Here is a 2,366-nt window from a genome sequence, read left to right as displayed (position 1 = left end):
GGGAGAGAGGGGTTCGGGGACGAAAGGAGCGAAAAAGGGCAAAAAGGGAGAAGTGGTCAGTACTTAGTAGTCACAAGCGCATCACGCCAAAAGCTCACGCGGCCAGCGCTGATGCGTGGGTACTGCATCCACTTGGGTCAGGTCGGGAGTCGGCTGTAGAAGTGATGGGGAGTTTGATGTGAACTGCATTCCGATTGAATCCGTACCTAACGCTAAGAAATTATTCGGATTATCACCTTAAGATGAGTATTCAGGCAAGAATTTTTTGTCGCGCGAAATCAAACGGCGATTTGCACTCAAACGCGGCTCCTACGCCTCTTGACAGCTCAAAAAAACGAGGACCTTGGAAACCACCAGACGGCGTCTGTAGCACATCCTAAAGAAAACCTTTACTAAATACATTGTGGTTACGTCGATTAGGCTACTTCGTTAAGGGTTGACAGAAATTCAGGAAAAGTTAATATTTCTTGAATTTTCGTTGCGCCGTGACGCCGTCCACCTACCTCATCGCAGTGCCGTTGAGCCTCATCGCCATTTCCGGCTGGCTGGTGAAGGTGGAGAATGACAGTTTCACAAAAGGCGCACGAACCTCTCAACTTCAGCAGCTTCCGACTCATTCCAATGGCAGGGGCGTCGGTGTGCAACCGCCGGTGGCGCCAGAACTGAGCCGCGAGCACGCAAGATTTGCCTGGGCCAGTGGCGGAGCTGACGGGGTCGCCCCTTTGGGTGAAGATGTCCAGCAACGCCCCTTGGGGTCTCGGGCAACGAGGCAGAGGAACTGGATGGAGTCAGGCACCCCCTCCCCTTCTGCGAAATCGAAGCAACTTCCTGAAATCGAAAATTTTAGACAGCAGGCCCCTCCGGAAGAGACGGCGTTTGAGGGAGTACCCTCGGGATCGGGATTTCACATCACTGCGGACGAAGCGACCCGGGTGGACATGGGCAGCCTGAAGGTGGTGTTTCGCGGCCACGTTTCCATGACCTCGCCGCAGTTCAATCTCTCTGGGGATGAATTGGTCGTGCATCTAGGCAAGGACCGGACCTCTTTCAAGATGGTGGAAGCCAAAGGGAGCGTGAACGTGCAGCTCACCGGCGTGCCCCCTGAGAAGCGCTACCGCGGCCAATCAGGCCAGGCGGTCTACGATCCAGGCAAAGGCACCCTAGTCATGACGGGCTGGCCAAAAATCCAAGGCCAGGGCCAAGAACTGGTTGCCGCTGAGCAAAGTACAAAAGTGCTCCTCTACCCCAAGACCGGCAAGATGCTCACCGAAGGCCGCGCCCAGACGCGCGTGGCGAAACGGCTGATGGAAGAAGCCGGTCCAGCGGCCGGGAATTAAAGTAGAGAAAGCCAACCCATCGGCGACCATCCGAAAATCGGTCGCCGTCCTTCAGCGCTCGCGTCCGGCGGTTCCAACCAGCATCGCGGACTTCTCTTTTTCGGGAACAGGCACCGATGAGGAAGATGTGGTCGGCGGATCCGTGAAGGTGTCGATCGAGTCCTCAGCGGTGGGGAGATGGGCGAAATCCGGATTCTGTGGAACTGGCGCCTGTACGTCGCGCTGCTTGGAAGCCTTGGGCTTCTTCAGAGCCCGGGCCGCCAGCTCCTGTTCACTGGGCGGTGCAATGAGTCCGCCCGAAAAAATCATTTTCATGGCATCTTCTATCGTCAGGGGTGCATCCTCCAGACGCGTGGTCTCGGTCACGATGAGCAGACCGGTCATGGGGCTGAGGGCTCCGGGCAGGAAGACACAGCTCATGTTCTTCTTCGTCCTGGGGTCATCGTACTGACCCGTGACGAAGCCGATAAGCTTCATTCCGGGTGAAGGATAATCCACGTACACCACTCTTTTGAAACTGCGGGTGCCGCCGAAACCGCGGAAGGCCTCAATCACTTGTTTAAGCGATTTGTAGATGAAGGAGATGACCGGGATGCTCAGCAGGAGCTTGTCCATGGCCGATACCACGCGCACCCCGATGACGTTCGTGGCCATCACACCCAAGGCCACCACCAACCCCATGGGGATGAGGAAGCCGATCAGGCTTACGAATTGCGAAAAATGCTCGCTGGTGATGTCAATTTGCAGCGTTGGGTCCGGCATCGCCTGGTTGTACACGCCGGCGAAGGACTCCAGCAGTGGCTGGCTCAGGCTCCGAATGAACTCGTAAACCAGCTTCAGAATCCAGAACGTCACCACCAAAGGAATCACCACTGCCAAGCCCGCGAGGAACTTGTTCCGGACCCATACAAGGGGATGGCGGATTGGGGATGCTGAGAATGGAGGTTCAGACATGCTCTCTATGGCTGACAGGTGCGCAGCCATCCTGGTTCAATAGTCTAGGATCTTCACGCCATGCGGAAGAACAAA

The 2,366-nt window shown here is 56.2% G+C and carries 2 protein-coding genes; one reads left to right on the top strand and one right to left on the bottom strand.

Going from position 1 to position 2,366, the window contains the following annotated elements; translation table 11 throughout:
- The first annotated feature begins 485 nt into the window (after positions 1 to 485).
- A complete protein-coding gene (locus tag G5S37_RS05570) occupies positions 486 to 1,337 on the top strand; it encodes an LptA/OstA family protein (protein ID WP_165201645.1) in 852 nt (283 codons plus the stop codon).
- A 51-nt stretch (positions 1,338 to 1,388) separates the two neighbouring features.
- Here the strand turns inward: G5S37_RS05570 and G5S37_RS05565 are convergent, their stop codons facing one another.
- On the bottom strand, positions 1,389 to 2,291 hold the full coding sequence (locus tag G5S37_RS05565; protein WP_165201643.1) for a DUF502 domain-containing protein: 903 nt from the start codon (positions 2,289 to 2,291) through the stop codon (positions 1,389 to 1,391).
- Positions 2,292 to 2,366: the final 75 nt, after the last annotated feature.

The organism is Roseimicrobium sp. ORNL1, from assembly GCF_011044495.1.
Taxonomy (GTDB): Bacteria; Verrucomicrobiota; Verrucomicrobiia; order Verrucomicrobiales; family Verrucomicrobiaceae; genus Roseimicrobium.
This window is presented reverse-complemented; position numbering and strand designations above follow the sequence as displayed.

Excerpts from the sequence above, each read along its gene's own strand:
- G5S37_RS05565 (WP_165201643.1), bottom strand. The coding sequence starts at position 2,291 with ATGTCTGAACCTCCATTCTCAGCATCCCCAATCCGCCATCCCCTTGTA.